Here is a 15,038-nt window from a genome sequence, read left to right as displayed (position 1 = left end):
AACACAACGACACAGCGGACGAACGCCCTGGTTCTGACTCGGGCACGCGATGAGGAGCAACGGTGGCGAACGACGACGACCAGCGACGGAACGACGGCGATCGGGGAGACCGACCCCGACGGGACGGTGACCGGTTCCCTCGCCGTGACGGCGCTCCGCGTCGCGACGGCGACCGTGGCGGCCGTTGGTCGTCCAGTCCCCGTGAGTTCGAGCGCCGCGAGGGCGATCGTCGTCCCGAGCGCGGTGACCGACCGTTCCGAGACGGTGCTGCTCGTCGCGACGGTGCTCCGAGTCGGGACGGCGACCGTCCGTTCCGTGAGGGCGACCGGAACGACCGGCCTTCGTGGCGGAGCGACCGTGCGGACTCCGGCCGTCCGCCGCGCGGTGACGGCCCCCGCGGGGCAGACCGTCCGCGTCGCGACGGTGACCGTCCTCCGTACCGTGGCGGGTCGTCCGACCGTCCGGCTCGTGACGGTGATCGTCCGTCGTACCGCGGTGGCTCCTCTGACCGTCCGCGTCGTGACGGTGATCGTCCGTCGTACGGCGGTGGGTCCTCCGACCGCCCGCGTCGTGACGGTGATCGTCCGTCGTACCGCGGTGGCTCCTCTGACCGTCCGTCTCGCGACGGTGACCGTCCGCGACGTGACGGCGATCGTCCGTCGTACCGTGGCGGGTCCTCGGACCGTCCGCGTCGTGACGGTGATCGTCCGTCGTACCGCGGTGGCTCCTCTGACCGTCCGGCTCGTGACGGTGACCGTCCGTCCTACCGTGGTGGCTCGTCCGATCGTCCGGCTCGTGACGGTGACCGGCCGTCGTACCGTGGCGGGTCCTCCGATCGTCCGCGTCGTGACGGTGACCGGCCGTCCTACGGCGGTGGCTCGTCCGACCGCCCGCGCCGCGACGGCGGTGAGGATCGTCGCCGCTTCGGCGACGGCACCCGCCATGCCGGTGCCCGCTTCGGCGAGGCTGCGCGGGACGACTGGGAGGACCGCGACCCGTACGGCACGAAGTCGATCCGCCCGCGCCACGACGACCCGGAGATCCCCGAGGAGATCCAGGCGCGCGACCTCGACCCGGCAGCCCGCATGGAGCTGAAGACCCTGAGCAAGGACAACGCGGACTGGGTCGCCCGCCACCTCGTGGCCGCGGCGATGTTCGTCGACGACGACCCCGAGACGGCGAACCAGCACGCCCTCAGTGCAGCGCGCCGTGCCGGCCGCGTCGGTGTGGTCCGTGAGACCGCAGCGATCACCGCGTACCGCTTGGGCGACTTCGCCACGGCGCTCCGCGAGCTCCGGACGTACCGACGGATCTCGGGCCGCAACGACCAGCTGCCGATGATGGTGGACTGCGAGCGCGGCCTCGGGCGTCCGGAGCGTGCGCTCGAGCTCGGTCGGTCCGTCGAACGGTCGGCGCTCGAGACGCCGGTGCAGGTCGAACTCGCGATCGCGATGTCCGGCGCCCGGTTGGACCTCGGGAATCCCACAGCCGCCCTCGGCGAGCTGGAGATTCCACAGCTCGATCCGTCGACGGCCTACACCTGGTCGCCGGCGCTCTACAGTGCTTACGCGGCCACGCTCGAGGAGCTCGGTCGCCAGGACGAGGCCGACGAGTGGTGGGCGCGGGTCGATCGCGCCGCCCAGGCCCTGTCCGAGATCGCCGACGAGAACGCATGGGAGACTGTTGATGTGGTCGAGGAAACGATCGAGGTCGAAGAGCCCCGGGACGACGGGCCCGGAGCGGACGCCGAGCGCGTCGACGAGCCCGCAGCCGGTGCCGGCGGCCTCGACGACACCGACCAGCTCGACGACGTCGACGAGCCCGACGACGACCTCGGCGAGATCGACGACGACAACCCCCGCGACGTCGACGGCTCCGCAGCCGGCTGACACCCCGAGGCCGCCGACGGACGGTGTGGACGTCGTCCTCACCGACCTCGACGGTGTCGTGTACCGCGGGCGGAACGCGATCCCGCACGCGGTCGAGGCCTTGACCCGCGCGTCGTCGACCGCTCGCGTCGGGTACATCACGAACAACGCTTCGCGGCGTCCGGTCGACGTCGCCGAGCACCTGGAGCGCTACGGGCTCGAGGTGTCCGAGGACGACGTCGTCACGTCGTCGCAGGCGGGGGTCCAACTGCTCTCGACGCTCGTGCCGGCCGGGTCGACCGTGCTCGTCACGGGCGGCATCGGGCTGTCGAGCATCGTCGAGGCGGCCGGGTTCACCGTGACCTCGAGCGCCGAGGACGCCCCCGCTGCGGTCATCCAGGGCTTCTCGCCGGATCTCGGCTGGAAGGAACTGGCCGAGGCGTCCTTCGCCCTGGCCGACCCGGACGTGCCGTGGGTCGCCACGAACATGGACTGGTCGATCCCGGTCGAGCGCGGCATCGCACCGGGCAACGGCACGCTCGTGTCCGCCGTGCACCAGGCCGTGGGGCGGATGCCCGTCGTGGCCGGCAAGCCGGAACGACCGATCTTCGACGCCGCCGTGCAGCGCTTCGGTGGCGGCCGGACGATCTTCATCGGCGACCGCCTGGACACCGACATCAAGGGTGCGAACGACGCGGGGATCCCCAGCGTCCTCGTGCTCACGGGCATCGACCAGGCCAAGCAGATGCTCGCGGCCGACCAGCGGTCGCGTCCGACGTTCGTCCTGCAGGACCTGCGTGGTCTGTCGGTGCCGTACCCGGTGACCGTCCGCCGCGAGGACGAGGACGGCACGCGGTACGTGACGATGGGCAGCGCCACCGTGGCCATGCGCGGGCACGTGGTGCGGGTCCTCGACGCGGGGACGGCGATCGACCGCCTCCGCGCCGGGGCGACCCTGATCTGGGAGTCCGGCCTGGCGATCTACGGCCTCGACGTCGACCCGCAGCTGTACGGCGGCGAGTAGCGTGTCGGACGTGCCGAACCCCGAGCAGTCGTCCACGAACGAGCACGTCGAGCACGTCGAGCACGTCGAGCACGTCGAGCACGACGACTTCGCCGCTCAGACCGCGACGGCCGAGTCGCTGCCGCTCGAGGAGCGCGCCGACGCGTTCTCGGCCCTGCACGACGAACTCCGGACCCGGCTCGAGACCGGTGGCACCGCGCGTGCCTGAGCCGGACGGCGGCGTGCCCGACGCGACCCCGGTCCGCCTCGACGCACTGCTCGCGGTGCGCGGGCTCGCCCGCAGTCGGACGGCTGCGACGAAGCTCGTCCAGGACGGCCGTGTCACCGTCGACGGTCAGCCCGTCGTGAAGGCCTCGACCCCGGTGATGCCGGACGCCGAACTGGTCGTCGACGTCGTGGACGAGTGGGTGTCCCGTGCGGCGCGGAAGCTCGTCGGCGCGCTCGACGCCTTCGCGGTCGACCCGTCGGGTCGCGTGGTGCTCGACGTCGGCGCGAGCACGGGCGGCTTCACCCAGGTGCTGCTGGCACGAGGGGCCCGTCGGGTCATCGCGCTCGACGTCGGGCACGGGCAGCTGCACCCCTCGGTGGCGCTCGACGAGCGGGTCGTCGTGGTCGAGGGCACGAACGCCCGGAACCTCACCGCGGCGGACTACGCGGCGCTCGACGCCGCGGCGGCCGAGACCTCGCTGGTCGTCGGTGACCTCTCCTTCATCTCGCTCCGGCTCGTGCTGCCCGCCCTCGTCGAGGCGGTCCCGGCGGACGAGTTCGTCCTGCTCGTGAAGCCGCAGTTCGAGGTCGGACGCACCGGTGTCCGCGAGGGCATCGTGCACGACCCCGGCCTGCGGCACGACGCGCTGATGAACGTGCTCTGGGCGGCGTGGGACCTCGGGTTCGGCACGTCCGGCCTGGCGGCGTCGCCCATCATCGGCACGCACGGCAACCACGAGTACCTCGCGCACTTCCAGCGCGGTGTCGGGGGCAATCCGACAGAATGGATCCTCCGAGCGACCGAACTGACAGAGGGGACCGCATGACCGAGGACCGGCACATCCTGCTCGTGAGCCACACGGGCCGCCGTGACTCGATCGACGCTGCTGTCGAGGTCTGCGACCTCCTGCACGCAGCCGGCCTCAAACCCGTCATGCCCTTCGACGAGTACGCCGACATCCGGCGTGCCGAGGCCTCGGTCGGCCAGGTCGACATCCTCGGCGTCGACGTGCAGACGGACCAGCTCGAGATCGTCATCGTGCTCGGCGGCGACGGCACGATCCTGCGCGCTGCAGAACTCGTGCGGGACACCCGTCCGCCCCTCGTCGGGGTCAACCTCGGCCACGTCGGCTTCCTGGCCGAGAGCGAGCGGGACGCCCTCGCCGAGACCGTCGAACGCGCGCTCTCCGGCGAGTACCACGTCGAGGAACGCGTCACGCTCCAGGTCGACGTCGTCGTCGGCAACCAGGTCGTCTACTCGAGCTGGGCCCTCAACGAGGCGACCATCGAGAAGGCCTCGCGCGAGCGCATGCTCGAGGTCGTCACCGAGGTCGACGGCCGCCCGCTGTCCTCGTTCGGCTGCGACGGCGTGGTGGTCTCGACGCCGACCGGTTCGACGGCGTACTCGTTCTCCGGCGGCGGTCCGATCGTCTGGCCGGACGTCGACGCCCTGCTCATGGTCCCCCTCAGCGCGCACGCCCTGTTCGCCCGACCCATCGTGGTCGGCCCGGACTGCACCCTCGCCATCGAGGTGCTCCGTCGCACCAGCGGCGTCGGTGTCCTGTGGTGCGACGGGCGCCGCACGCACGACCTGCCCCCGGGTGCACGGGTCGAGGTCCGACGGTCGCCGGACCCCGTCCGGGTCGCACGCCTGAAGGACGCCCCGTTCACCGACCGGCTGGTCGCCAAGTTCCAGTTGCCGGTCGCCGGGTGGCGCGGGCCACAGTCCGACGACGAGGACGGTGACCTCCTGTGACCCCTGTGGGACGCCCTGTCACCGCATCCGCGACGACCGACCAGGAGGACCGATGATCGAGGAGATCGCGATCCGCGACCTCGGGGTCATCGGTGAGACGACGCTCGAACTCGGCCCCGGGTTCACGGTCGTCACCGGTGAGACCGGCGCGGGCAAGACCATGATCGTCACGGCGCTCGGGCTGCTGCTCGGTTCCCGCGCCGATGCCGCCTCCGTGCGGCGCGGTGCGTCGAGCGCGGTCGTCGAGGGCCGGTGGAACGTCCCCGACCACGCCGCCGTCGCCGAGCGTGTCGAGGACGCCGGCGGCGCCGTCGAGGACGGCGAGCTCATCCTCACCCGCACGGTGTCGGCCGAGGGCCGCAGCCGGGCGACGGTCGGGGGCCGGAGCGCTCCCGTCGCGGTGCTCGGTGAGCTCGCCGACCAGCTCGTGACCGTGCACGGCCAGTCCGACCAGATCCGGTTGACCTCCGCCACCGCGCAGCGTGCTGCGCTCGACGGTTTCGGGGGTGCGTCCCTCGAGAAGGCCCTGCGGCGCTACGTCGTCGCCTACGACGCCTGGCAGGCACACGCCGCCGAGCTCGAGACCCTGACGCGTGACCGCGACGACCGGGTGGCGGAGGCCGAGCGCATCCGTGCCGCCTCGGACGAGATCGAGGCGGTCGACCCCCAGCCCGGCGAGGACGTCGAGCTCGGCGAACGAGCCGACCGGCTCGGGAACCTCGAGGAGCTCCGCCTGTCCGCGGCGCTCGCGCACGAGGCCCTGTCGAGCGAGTCGCTCGACGGCGTCTCGGACGTCATCGGCCTGGTCGAGTCCGCACGACGGGCGGTGGAGCGCGTGGTCGCATCGGACGCCGCGCTGCAGCCCGTGCTCGAGCAACTGACCGAACTCGGCATCCAGGCGTCGGAGACCTCGGCGAGCATCTCGAGCTACCTCGGGTCGCTGGAACCCGACGCCGGACACGACCTCGAGGTCATCAACGAGCGGCGGGCGCTGCTCGCGGGGCTCACCCGCAAGTACGGCGAGACCATCGACGACGTGATCGCGTACGGACAGCGGGCGAGCGACCGGCTGCTCGAGCTCGACGGCGACGACGACCGCATCGCGGCACTGCAGGGTGCGGTGGAGCAGGACGAGCAGGCGCTCGCCGATGCTGCCGGTGCGCTCACCACGGCGCGGACGAAGGCCGCCACGGACCTGGCGAAGCGCGTCACGACCGAGCTGAAGACGCTGGCGATGGCAGGGGCGACGCTGGTCGTCGAGGTCACCGACGCCGGCGAGTACCGCCGCCACGGCCGCGATCAGGTGTCGATCCTGCTCCAGCCGCACTCCGGCACAGACCCGCGTCCGATCGGCAAGGGGGCCTCCGGTGGTGAGCTGTCGCGGGTGATGCTCGCGATCGAGGTCGTCATGGCCGGCAGCACGACGGTGCCGACGTTCGTCTTCGACGAGGTCGACGCCGGCGTCGGTGGAGCGGCAGCGATCGAGATCGGGCGACGGCTGGCGAAGCTCGCCGAGCGCACCCAGGTCATCGTCGTCACGCACCTGGCCCAGGTCGCGGCGTTCGCGAACAACCACCTCAACGTCGTGAAGGACGCCAGCGGTGCGGTGACCTCGTCGAGCGTGCGGCGACTCGAGGGCGAGGACCGGCTGCAGGAGATGGCCCGGTTGCTCTCGGGACTCGGGGACAGCGCGAGCGGCATCGAGCACGCCCGCGAACTGCTCGACGTGGCCGGCCAGCGCGCCTGACCGGCAGGGGACCGGTCTGGAGGCGCGGGTCGTCCCCGCCTCGCACGTCCGGGCCGCTGTCCGGCGAGTCCACCGCCCGCCCGTGCGCACGCCCCGTGCAACGGCGGCGCTCACCCTGCGTCGTGCCTGCTCGCCTCGCGCGACGCCTGGCTCGCCTCGCGCGACGCGTGCTTGCTCCACGCAAGGTGCGCACGCCCCGTGCAACGGCGGCGCTCACCCTGCGTCGTGCCTGCTCGCCTCGCGCGACGCGTGCTTGCTCCACGCAACGCGTCTGGCTCGCCCGCGTCGTGGCCGCTCGCCCAGCGCCGCGCCGAGCCGTGCCGTGCCCGCTCAGCCCGCACAGTGCCCGCACAACCCGCGCACGCTGCGCGCACCCGCCGACCGGAGCACCCGCCTTGGACCCGGCCACCCGTCCGCGCAACGCCCACTGCGAACGGAGGTCGCGCCTCCCGGCAGTTCTGACGTACGATGGAATCCCGTGGCGGACACTCTCAGCGGCGGTACCAATTCTTCGAACGCGACCCCGAAGGTGACGAAGCAGATCTTCGTGACCGGCGGGGTCGTCTCGTCTCTCGGCAAGGGCCTGACGGCAGCCAGCCTCGGCAACCTCCTCACTGCGCGCGGCCTCAAGGTCGTCATGCAGAAGCTCGACCCGTACCTCAACGTGGACCCGGGCACCATGAACCCGTTCCAGCACGGCGAGGTCTTCGTGACCGACGACGGTGCGGAGACGGACCTCGACATCGGGCACTACGAGCGCTTCCTCGACATCAACCTGTCGCAGTCGGCGAACGTCACGACCGGCCAGGTGTACTCGACGGTGATCGCCAAGGAGCGTCGCGGCGAGTACCTCGGCGACACGGTGCAGGTCATCCCGCACATCACCGACGAGATCAAGCGTCGGATGCGCGAGCAGGCACAGAACGACCCGCAGCCCGACGTCATCATCACCGAGGTCGGTGGCACGGTGGGCGACATCGAGTCGCAGCCCTTCATCGAGTCCGCGCGCCAGGTGCGGCACGAACTCGGCCGCAACAACGTGTTCTTCGTGCACGTCTCGCTCGTGCCGTTCATGAACGCCTCAGGTGAGCAGAAGACCAAGCCGACGCAGCACTCCGTCGCGGCGCTGCGCTCCATCGGCATCCAGCCCGACGCGCTCGTGCTGCGCAGCGACCGCCCGGTGTCGGACTCGAACAAGCGCAAGATCGCGCTCATGTGCGACGTCGACGAGGACGCCGTGGTGAACGCGGTGGATGTCCCGTCGATCTACGACCTGCCGACGCTGCTGAACAACCAGGGCCTCGACCAGGTCATCGTCGACGCGCTCGGGCTCGACGCCGGTCCGGTCGACTGGACCGCGTGGACCCCGGTGCTCCGTGCCGTGCACGAGCCGAAGAAGGACGTCACGATCGCCCTGGTCGGCAAGTACATCGACCTGCCGGACGCCTACCTGTCGGTGACCGAGGCGCTCCGTGCGGGCGGCTTCGCGCACGACGCGAAGGTCACGCTGAAGTGGGTCGTGTCCGACGACTGCACCACGCCCGAGGGCGCGGCGAAGCAGCTCGGCGACGTCGACGGCATCTGCGTCCCCGGCGGGTTCGGCGTGCGCGGCATCGAGGGCAAGCTCGGCGCGCTGCAGTTCGCCCGCGAGCAGGGCATCCCGACGCTCGGCCTGTGCCTCGGCCTGCAGTGCATGGTCATCGAGTACGCCCGGCACGAGGCCGGCCTGACCGACGCGTCGAGCACCGAGTTCGACCCGGAGACGTCGACGCCGGTCATCGCGACGATGGCCGAGCAGGTCGACATCATCGCGGGCGGCGACATGGGCGGCACGATGCGCCTCGGCCTCTACCCGGCGTCGTTCACCGAAGGGTCGCTCGCGGCGGAGCTGTACGGTGCGCCGGAGGCCTCCGAGCGCCACCGCCACCGCTACGAGGTGAGCAACAAGTACCGCGACCAGATCGCCGAGGCCGGCCTCGTGTTCTCGGGGACGTCGCCGGACGGCACCCTGGTCGAGTACGTGGAGCTCCCGCGCGACGTGCACCCGTTCTACATCGCGACGCAGGCGCACCCGGAGCTCCGCTCGCGCCCGACCGACGCGCACCCGCTGTTCGCGGGACTCGTCGCGGCCGCGATCGAGCGTCACGAGGCGTCCAGCCTGTTCGACCCGGAGACCGAAGCGCAGGTCGCGTAACGCGAGTGGTCTCGGACGGGAGGCGCGGTGCCAGCTGGCACCGCGCCTCCCGTCCATCGCTGGTCGCGACCACGGCACCTGGTTCCGGACACGGAACCGCGGAACGACGCGGTGCTGTGTCCGGAACCTGGTTCCGCGAGGGGCGCGTGCTTGGATGGTTGCGTGACTGACGCACCCATCGCTGACGAGCCGGCCTCCTTCGAGGTCACCGAATCCTCCGTCGTGTACGAGGGCGCCGTGTGGGACGTCCGGCGCGACACGATCGCGTACCACGACGACTCGATGGTGCGGGAGTACGTCGACCACACCGGTGCCGTCGCGGTCTACGCAGAGGACGACGAGGGGCGCGTGCTCGTCATCCAGCAGTACCGTCACCCCGTGCGGGTGCGGGACTGGGAGCTGCCCGCCGGGCTGCTCGACATGGAGGGCGAGGAGCACCTGACCGCCGCGCAGCGCGAGCTGGCGGAGGAAGCCGACCTCGAGGCGGACGAGTGGGAGCCGCTGGTCCGGTACAACACCTCGTCGGGCGGCAGCAACGAGTTCCTGCAGGTGTACCGCGCGCGGGGTGTCCGGCCCACGGCGACCGCGTTCGAGCGCGAGGCCGAGGAGGCCGACATCGTGAAGCGGTGGGTGCCCCGGGCCGAGCTCGTGGCGGCGATCCTCGACGGGCGGCTGCACAACTCCGGTCTGGTCGTGGCCGTGCTGGCGGTGGACGCGCTCGAACGGCGCGCCGGATGACCCTCGCTGCGCTGGTCGACCAGGGGCGGTGGACGAACGAGCCGGCTGCGGTGACGCTCGACGGCGACGTCCTGCGCGTGACCGCCGTCGAGGGCAGCGACGCCTGGCGGACCACCTCGTACGGGTTCGTGCACGACTCCGAGCACGCGCTGCTGCAGGCGGTCGACGGCCCGTTCTCGGCCGAGGCGTCGTTCGTCCTCGACTACACGGAGCAGTTCGACCAGGCGGGGCTGTTCCTGCGGGTCGACGGACAGCACTGGATCAAGGCCGGGGTCGAGGTCTCGGACGGGACGCCGCAGCTCGGTGCCGTCGTCACGCGGGGGACCTCGGACTGGTCGGTGGCTCCGGTGCCGGAGTGGGTCGGACGGACCGTGACGGTGCGGATCAGCCGCGACGGCGACGCCGTGACCGTGCGGGCCTGGGCAGCGGGGGAGTCTGCGCGGCTGGTCCGGGTCGCGTACCTCGACCCGGGGGCCGACGTGACGGTGGGCCTGCTCTGCGCGGCGCCGACGCGTGCCGGCCTGACCGTGACGTTCACCGGGTTCCGGGTGGGCGCACCCGACGCAGCGCTGCATTGACCGCCGCCGGGGCATCAACGGGGGCGACGCCCCTCGACCGCGCCGTGGAGACGTACCTGCGGCACGTCGCCATCGAACGGGGACTCTCGCAGCACACCCTGTCGGCGTACCGGCGGGACCTCGAGGTGTTCGCCTCGTGGCTGGCGACCGCGCCGGTCGTGGCGTCCGACGGGGCGGACCGGGCCGGCGGAGCCTCCGCGGTCGAGGACGTCGCCCGGCTCGCGCGCGCGGACGTCTCGGCGTTCGTGACGCACCTGGCGACCCGACCGTCGGGGCCGCTCGCACCGCGGTCGATCGCCCGCATGCTCAGCTCGGTCCGGTCGTTCACGGCGTTCGCCGCGGGGGAGGGCTGGCTGCCGCTCGACCCCGGTACCGCGGTCCGACCGCCGAAGGCCCCGATGCGGCTGCCGAAGGCGATCTCGGTCGAGGACATGGAACGGCTGCTCGGTGCCGTCTCGGCGGATGCCGACGACCCGGTGCAGCTGCGGGACAAGGCCCTGCTCGAACTGCTCTACGCCACCGGCGCGCGGATCTCCGAGGCGGTCGGACTGTCCGTCGACGACGTCACGACCCTGTCGGACGCCGGCGGCGAGCTCTCCGTCGTCAAGGTCACCGGCAAGGGCAACAAGCAGCGCGTCGTGCCGCTCGGCAGCTTCGCCCGGGCGGCGGTCGACGCTTACCTGGTGCGGGCGCGACCGGTGTTCGCGGCACGCGGGGCCTCGACGCCGGCGCTGTTCCTCGGCGCGCGCGGCGCCCGGCTGTCGCGGCAGAGCGCGTGGCTCGTGATCCAGGCGGCCGCGGCCGCGGCGGACCTCGAGGCGCACGTGTCCCCGCACACCTTCCGGCACTCGTTCGCGACGCACCTGCTCGAGGGCGGCGCGGACGTGCGCGTCGTGCAGGAACTGCTCGGCCACGCGAGCGTCGCGACGACGCAGATCTACACGATGGTCACCGCCGACATGCTGCGGGACGTGTACCAGACGGCGCACCCGCGGGCGCGGCGGTAGGGCGGGGTCGTCCTGCCGAGCGTTCGGGGCCGTCCGGCCGGTCGGTCGGGGTCGTCCTGCCGGGCGTTCGCTCGGGGTCGTCCTGCCGGGCGTTCGTTCGGGGTCGTCCTGCCGGGCGTTCGCTCGGTGAGCAGGAATGGTCGGGTTCGCGTGGCGGACGCGACCATTCCTGCTCACGAAGTCGCTCGGTGGCGGTACCCGCGGGTCAGAAGAGGTGCAGCTGCGTCGAGGCGGCGACCGCTGCGGTGGCCACGGCGACGACGAGGGCGCTCGCCGCGATGCTCCTGGCCAGCACCCGCCAGGGGCCGGTCGCGCCGGGGCGCACGATCCCGACGACCCCGGACACGAGCGCGAGCACACTGCTCGCACCGATCGGGTTCACGCGGACGGACAGCAGGGCGAAGAACACCGCGACGATCGTGAACACGCAGAAGCGGCGGTCCTGCACGCCGGACGCCCACGCGCGGACCCCGAACGACCCCGTGTGCACCGAGAACGACGGCCCGGCCGCGGCGACGACGACCGGAGCGACGGGCTCCGGCTGGTTCGGCAGCACCCGCGTGGCGTCACCCCAGGTGTGACCGTCCCACCAACGCAGGCGGCTGGCGTCCTGCGGGTCCGGGAACCAGCCTGCGGCCGGAAGGGTCACGGGTCCTCCTCGTGGTGCGGGGGAAGTCGATGCCCCACGAGGCTACGAGGACGAGCGCGCGCTCCCCAGTCCCAGCGCGGGTGTCAGCACAACGGAGGACAGACCGCCTGCACTATCGTCGGGGTATGACCACGACACCCCTCGACGAGTTCTGGGCCCGCCGACGTGACCAGGTGACGGGCCTGCCGACTGCCGTTCCCGAGGCCTGGGCGTTCGGGGCGACGCCGGAACAGGCTGACGACCTGCTCGCACTGGTGCTCGACGGCGTGAAGGACGGCACGGCGTCGTCGCTCTGGGACTACGAGGCCGCCGACGAGGCGCTGCCGGCGGTCGGGGACCTCGCCGTCGTCCTCGATGGTGCCGGGGCCCCGCGCGCGGTCATCGCGGTCACCGACGTGCGGGTGGTCCCGTTCGACGAGGTCGACGAGGACCACGCCCGCGCCGAGGGCGAAGGGGACCGCACCCTGGCGTGGTGGCGGCGGGAGCACGAGGCCTACTGGCGGGCGCACTCCGAGAACCCGCGCGGCTTCGAGCCGGACATGCCGGTCGTGTGCGAACGGTTCCGGCTCGTGTGGCCGACGGCGACGCGCACCGCCTGACGCCGTCAGGCGGGGACGGGCACCGCGTCCACCTCGTTCATGACGTCCTTCACCGCGGCGAGCAGCCGGGCGTTGAAGTCGACGCCGAGCTGGTTCGGCACCGTGACGAGCACTGTGTCCGCCTCGCGGACCGCCCGGTCCGCGGCGAGCTCGGCGACGAGCTGCTCGGGCTCGCCGATGTAGGAGCGACCGAAGCGGGCGAGCCCGCCGTCGAGGTGCCCGACCTGGTCCTGCCCCTCGACCTGCGCGCGGACGCCGAAGTAGTGCCGCGACTCGTCGTCGGTGATCGGGATGATGCTGCGCGACACGGAGACCCGCGGCGCGCGCTCCCACCCCATGTCCGCCCAGGTGCTGCGGAAGCGGGCGATCTGCTCGGCCTGCAGCTCGTCGAACGGCACGCCGGTGTCCTCGGTCAGCAGGGTCGAGGACATCAGGTTCATGCCCTGCTCGGCCGTCCACTCGGCCGTCGCGCGGGTGCCGGCGCCCCACCAGATGCGGTCGCCGAGCGAGTCGGAGAGCGGGGAGATGGGCAGTGACCCGGCCATGCCGGTCATCTGCGGGTTCGCGTTCGCCATCGGCTCGCCGGCGATCGCACGTCGGAAGACGCTCGTGTGCGACCGGGCGAGGTCGCCACCGTTCGTGTCCGACGCGTCCGGCACGTACCCGAACTGCTCGTAGCCGGCGAGGGCGGTCTCGGGTGACCCCCGGGAGACGCCGAGCTGCAGGCGACCGCCGGAGATGAGGTCGGTGGCCGCGGCTTCCTCCGCCATGTACAGCGGGTTCTCGTACCGCATGTCGATGACGCCGGTGCCGATCTCGATGCGGCTCGTCCTCGCGGCGATGGCGGACAGGAGCGGGAACGGCGCCGCCTGCTGCGGTGCGAAGTGGTGCACGCGGAAGTACGCGCCGTCGACGCCGGACTCCTCGGCGGCGACCGCGAGGTCGATCGCCTGCACGAGGGCCTCGCGGCCGCTGCGCACCCTGGAGCCCGGGACGTCGCGCCAGTGGCCGAACGACAGGAACCCGATCTTCGTCATGTCGATGCGAACGCATCCGCGGCGCGGACCATTCCGCACCGCGTCGCCTGCCGGCCGGCCCGTCGGCGACTACGGTGTGCGACATGGAGGACCCCCGCGCCGCCCTGACCGCCGAGCGCTCCCGGAACGAGCGCCTGCTCGCCGACGTCGAGCGGAGCATGCGGGACGTCAGCGACGCCCGGCAGGACGCGAACTCCGACGACGAGCACGATCCCGAGGGTGCGACGCTCGCCTGGGAGCGCGGGTCGCTCGGCGCCGTGCGTGACGACGCCCGTGAACGCATCCGCCTGGTGGACGCCGCACTCGTCCGACTCGACGCGGGGACCTACGGGCGGTGCATCGTCGGCGGGGAACCGATACCAGAGGCTCGCTTGGCGGCCGTGCCGTGGGCGGCGACCTGCGTGGCGCACGCGTGACCGTCCGCCGTTCTGCTCACAGGTGAGATTTCTACAGCATTTCTCCACAGACGGCGCGTTGCGTCCCTCCGAGGCGCTCGCACCCCGACATCATGGCGCCATGACGCAGACCACCATCTACCGCACGGAGCCGATGGCGACCCGTGCCCTCGGTGCCGAGATCCGCCACGACCACGAGCGCTTCGTCCAGCTCCTCGAGCGGGTGAGCGGCAAGCAGTTCGGGACGTTCCAGAAGGTCGAGTGCGAGGTGCCGCACAAGGACGTCGAGACGGAACGGGGCACGGTCCGGCTCGACGTCGAGCTGACCTTCGAGCACGGCACGGTCGGGATCGAGGCGAAGCTCGACCACGAGCTGACCGGCCGGCAGGTTGCCGAGCAGCTGGAGGCCCTCGGCGGGACCGGCACGCTGTTCGTCCTCGTGCCGCGCAAGGAGTCGCTCGGCGAATCGGTCACCGACGACGAGCGCGTCCACGTGATCGACTGGGACGAGGCGCTCGCGTGCTTCGACTCGCCGCGACTCGTGAAGGACGACATCGAGGGCGAGGGGCGGCTGCTCAAGACGACCGTCGAGGCTCGGCTCCAGGCGCTCGGACTCCGGCAGCGGATGCCCGACTGGGACGTCCGCGTGCAGCGCGGCGACGGCGGGATGCCGTCCATCGTCTTCGAGCGCGCGCTGCACGACGGCGAGGACGCGAAGTGGATCCGCGGACAGATCCAGGTGACCGGGCGGGGCATGCCGCCGCACCTCGACGACACGGAGTTCGAAGGGTTCGTCGGCATCTCGGTGAGCCACCTGTCCGAGGCCGACTTCCCGGATCCGGAGCACACCGGTGACGCCCCGTCGTGGATCCGCGCGCTCGAGGTGCTGGACGACGAGGTCCTGACGAAGAACCCGGGCCGGGTCGCGGTGAGCCTCGGATCGGCGGGCAACGGCAGGAAGGGGCTCGGCAAGCACAAGCTCCGGCTCGCGAAGCGCCACCTGACCGGGCGCACCCACCTGGCCAGGGGCTACGCCGACTGGTCGATCGGTCCGAAGACCGAACCCGTCGGCCTCGACGACCTCGACGCGCTCGTCGAGACGATGATCCCTTGGAGCAACGCCTGGTACCAGGCGCTGCAGGGGACCGCGCTCGCTCCCACGGCGCAGTAGCGGCGACCACCTGCCGGTCGGGAGGCACGATGCGGCCCCGCCCCGCGCCTCCCGGCCGGCGCATCATC

Annotated in this window: 15 protein-coding genes; 13 read left to right on the top strand and 2 right to left on the bottom strand. The window is 72.1% G+C overall.

What is annotated here, in order from left to right:
- The first annotated feature begins 1,085 nt into the window (after positions 1–1,085).
- From DEI99_RS14435 to DEI99_RS14390, 10 genes are all read left to right on the top strand, one after another.
- Positions 1,086–1,889 (top strand): tetratricopeptide repeat protein, encoded by an 804-nt coding sequence (locus DEI99_RS14435; protein WP_111041400.1) that lies wholly within the window; start codon positions 1,086–1,088, stop codon positions 1,887–1,889.
- Between the two features lie 25 nt (positions 1,890–1,914).
- Positions 1,915–2,892 (top strand): HAD-IIA family hydrolase, encoded by a 978-nt coding sequence (locus DEI99_RS14430; RefSeq protein WP_111041401.1) that lies wholly within the window; start codon positions 1,915–1,917, stop codon positions 2,890–2,892.
- Between the two features lie 10 nt (positions 2,893–2,902).
- Positions 2,903–3,100 carry a hypothetical protein gene (locus DEI99_RS14425; RefSeq protein ID WP_146247091.1) on the top strand — a complete coding sequence of 66 codons (198 nt, stop codon included), beginning with the start codon at positions 2,903–2,905 and terminating at the stop codon, positions 3,098–3,100.
- Positions 3,093–3,926 carry a TlyA family RNA methyltransferase gene (locus tag DEI99_RS14420; protein WP_111041456.1) on the top strand — a complete coding sequence of 278 codons (834 nt, stop codon included), beginning with the start codon at positions 3,093–3,095 and terminating at the stop codon, positions 3,924–3,926. Before DEI99_RS14425 ends, DEI99_RS14420 begins: the two co-directional genes overlap by 8 nt.
- A complete protein-coding gene (locus DEI99_RS14415; RefSeq protein WP_111041403.1) occupies positions 3,923–4,855 on the top strand; it encodes an NAD kinase in 933 nt (310 codons plus the stop codon). The genes DEI99_RS14420 and DEI99_RS14415 overlap by 4 nt, the downstream gene beginning before the upstream one ends.
- Positions 4,856–4,907: 52 nt before the next feature.
- Entirely contained in the window at positions 4,908–6,602 is a 1,695-nt protein-coding gene (gene recN, locus DEI99_RS14410; RefSeq protein WP_111041404.1) for a DNA repair protein RecN, read from the top strand.
- Positions 6,603–7,080: 478 nt separating this feature from the next.
- Positions 7,081–8,796, top strand: coding sequence for a CTP synthase (gene pyrG, locus DEI99_RS14405; protein ID WP_111041405.1), 1,716 nt, complete (start codon positions 7,081–7,083; stop codon positions 8,794–8,796).
- Positions 8,797–8,958: 162 nt separating this feature from the next.
- Positions 8,959–9,534: an NUDIX domain-containing protein gene (locus DEI99_RS14400; protein WP_181434404.1), complete on the top strand. Its 576-nt coding sequence runs from the start codon at positions 8,959–8,961 to the stop codon at positions 9,532–9,534.
- The gene (locus DEI99_RS14395) at positions 9,531–10,112 is read left to right on the top strand and encodes a DUF1349 domain-containing protein (RefSeq protein WP_111041406.1); all 582 of its coding nucleotides are present in this window, start codon (positions 9,531–9,533) and stop codon (positions 10,110–10,112) included. Before DEI99_RS14400 ends, DEI99_RS14395 begins: the two co-directional genes overlap by 4 nt.
- Before the next feature lie 44 nt (positions 10,113–10,156).
- Positions 10,157–11,119, top strand: a complete 963-nt coding sequence (locus DEI99_RS14390) for a site-specific tyrosine recombinase XerD (protein ID WP_111041407.1) — start codon at positions 10,157–10,159, stop codon at positions 11,117–11,119.
- 205 nt (positions 11,120–11,324) lie between these two features.
- On the opposite strand, the gene DEI99_RS14385 is transcribed toward DEI99_RS14390, so the two are convergent.
- Positions 11,325–11,768: a DUF2510 domain-containing protein gene (locus DEI99_RS14385; RefSeq protein WP_111041408.1), complete on the bottom strand. Its 444-nt coding sequence runs from the start codon at positions 11,766–11,768 to the stop codon at positions 11,325–11,327.
- A gap of 125 nt (positions 11,769–11,893) precedes the next feature.
- Here DEI99_RS14385 and DEI99_RS14380 point away from each other — a divergent pair, with 125 nt between their 5' ends.
- Positions 11,894–12,367, top strand: a complete 474-nt coding sequence (locus DEI99_RS14380; protein ID WP_111041409.1) for an ASCH domain-containing protein — start codon at positions 11,894–11,896, stop codon at positions 12,365–12,367.
- A 5-nt stretch (positions 12,368–12,372) separates the two neighbouring features.
- On the opposite strand, the gene DEI99_RS14375 is transcribed toward DEI99_RS14380, so the two are convergent.
- Positions 12,373–13,410 carry an LLM class flavin-dependent oxidoreductase gene (locus DEI99_RS14375; protein WP_111041458.1) on the bottom strand — a complete coding sequence of 346 codons (1,038 nt, stop codon included), beginning with the start codon at positions 13,408–13,410 and terminating at the stop codon, positions 12,373–12,375.
- Between the two features lie 77 nt (positions 13,411–13,487).
- Between DEI99_RS14375 and DEI99_RS14370 the strand changes: the two genes are divergently transcribed.
- Positions 13,488–13,820: a TraR/DksA family transcriptional regulator gene (locus DEI99_RS14370; protein WP_111041410.1), complete on the top strand. Its 333-nt coding sequence runs from the start codon at positions 13,488–13,490 to the stop codon at positions 13,818–13,820.
- A gap of 100 nt (positions 13,821–13,920) precedes the next feature.
- On the top strand, positions 13,921–14,970 hold the full coding sequence (locus DEI99_RS14365; RefSeq protein ID WP_111041411.1) for a hypothetical protein: 1,050 nt from the start codon (positions 13,921–13,923) through the stop codon (positions 14,968–14,970).
- The last annotated feature ends 68 nt before the right edge of the window (positions 14,971–15,038 follow it).

Origin of the sequence: Curtobacterium sp. MCLR17_036 (assembly GCF_003234445.2) — a bacterium.
Lineage (GTDB): Bacteria > Actinomycetota > Actinomycetes > Actinomycetales > Microbacteriaceae > Curtobacterium.
The sequence above is the reverse complement of the archived record's forward strand: the minus strand, read 5'-3'. Positions and strand labels throughout refer to the sequence as shown.

Coding starts and splice junctions, on each gene's coding strand:
- recN (WP_111041404.1), top strand. CDS start 4,908: ATGATCGAGGAGATCGCGATCCGCGACCTCGGGGTCATCGGTGAGACG.
- DEI99_RS14370 (WP_111041410.1), top strand. CDS start 13,488: ATGGAGGACCCCCGCGCCGCCCTGACCGCCGAGCGCTCCCGGAACGAG.
- DEI99_RS14365 (WP_111041411.1), top strand. CDS start 13,921: ATGACGCAGACCACCATCTACCGCACGGAGCCGATGGCGACCCGTGCC.
- DEI99_RS14415 (WP_111041403.1), top strand. CDS start 3,923: ATGACCGAGGACCGGCACATCCTGCTCGTGAGCCACACGGGCCGCCGT.
- DEI99_RS14395 (WP_111041406.1), top strand. CDS start 9,531: ATGACCCTCGCTGCGCTGGTCGACCAGGGGCGGTGGACGAACGAGCCG.
- DEI99_RS14435 (WP_111041400.1), top strand. CDS start 1,086: ATGGAGCTGAAGACCCTGAGCAAGGACAACGCGGACTGGGTCGCCCGC.
- DEI99_RS14380 (WP_111041409.1), top strand. CDS start 11,894: ATGACCACGACACCCCTCGACGAGTTCTGGGCCCGCCGACGTGACCAG.